This is a genomic window from Vibrio sp. Vb0667 (assembly GCF_033391095.1).
The window spans coordinates 1-1,223 of the sequence record NZ_JAWPOL010000255.1 but is presented as its reverse complement, the minus strand read 5'-3'; the positions used below and the strand labels follow the sequence as shown (position 1 = coordinate 1,223).

1 protein-coding gene is annotated in these 1,223 nt (G+C 41.5%); it reads left to right on the top strand.

The genetic code is table 11. From position 1 onward, the window contains the following. Positions 1 to 335: 335 nt before the first annotated feature. On the top strand, positions 336 to 1,112 hold the full coding sequence (locus R8269_RS25055; protein ID WP_011106038.1) for a VacJ family lipoprotein: 777 nt from the start codon (positions 336 to 338) through the stop codon (positions 1,110 to 1,112). Positions 1,113 to 1,223: the final 111 nt, after the last annotated feature.

Sequence of the window (1,223 nt, the reverse complement as noted above, 5' to 3'; positions counted from 1 at the left end):
GCGCGACCAAGATTGGCATGGCGAAAGCGATGTGGTTGAATTCGGTCAGCCGGTTGCAGTGACCATCGATAAACAGTATCAATAGTTAGTTGTTGTCTCTGATATATGACACTTAGTCAATGTCGGGCCCATTTAGTGGTATGACTCTAAACTATCAAGTAAAATGACCAAGGCCAGCATTTGCTGGCCTTTGTTTATATACTCAAGTGACTTTTAAAATGTATTTATCGCTAACATTGAGCTTGTTGGTTGTTCCTGCATTTGCTTTTTGGCGTTGGTCATACATTTTTAAATGAGGTTACTTAAGTATATTAATAGTCGTTATGGAACATAGAATGTATAACAAGGGTAAATCCTACCTAATGTTACTGTTAGCACTTGGTCTTGTTGGCTGTTCGAGTGCGCCTGAGGAGGCAGTAACAAGTGAAGGAGAGACAAATCAAACGACTTCTGATGTGTATGATCCGTTAGAAGGCTTTAACCGCACGATGTGGGAAATCAACTACGAGTACTTAGATCCGTATTTGGTTCGTCCTGTGTCGATCGCGTACGTTGAATACACACCTGTGCCTATTCGTTCCGGTATCGCCAACTTCTTGTCAAACCTTGATGAACCATCAAGCATGGTGAACAACCTTTTGATGGGTAACGGTAGCAAAGCGGTGGATCACTTTAACCGTTTTTGGATTAACTCTACGTTCGGTATTCTCGGTGTATTTGACATCGCAACTGCGGCGGGTATCACCAAGTACGACAATAAAGAGTTCAGCAGTGCTGTTGGTCATTATGGCGTAGGGAATGGCCCATACTTTATGATACCTGGTTATGGTCCTTATACTTTGCGAGAAGTGACAGATACCGTCGATGGTATGTATCTCCCATTATCTTACTTGAATATTTGGGCTGGTTTAGGGAAGTGGGCATTAGAAGGTTTGGAAAAACGAGCGTTGCTTGTACCGCAAGAAGCACAGCTTGATAGTTCTCCAGATCCTTATGTACTGACTCGAGATGTCTACATTCAGCGTCAAAACTTTAAAGCAGAAATCGACACGGTAGAAGAAGTGAATCCGGAAGAAGAAGCGTTGTTAGACGAATATCTAGATGAATTCTAATCGTTGATGTTTCAAATAAAATGAACGCAATAAAAAAGGCTTAGCAAGTGCTAAGCCTTTTTTGTCTCTCGATTTTTTAACGAGTAATTAGAAAGGGTAGTTCGCTTGAAC

Excerpts from the sequence above, each read along its gene's own strand:
- R8269_RS25055 (WP_011106038.1), top strand. The coding sequence starts at position 336 with ATGTATAACAAGGGTAAATCCTACCTAATGTTACTGTTAGCACTTGGT.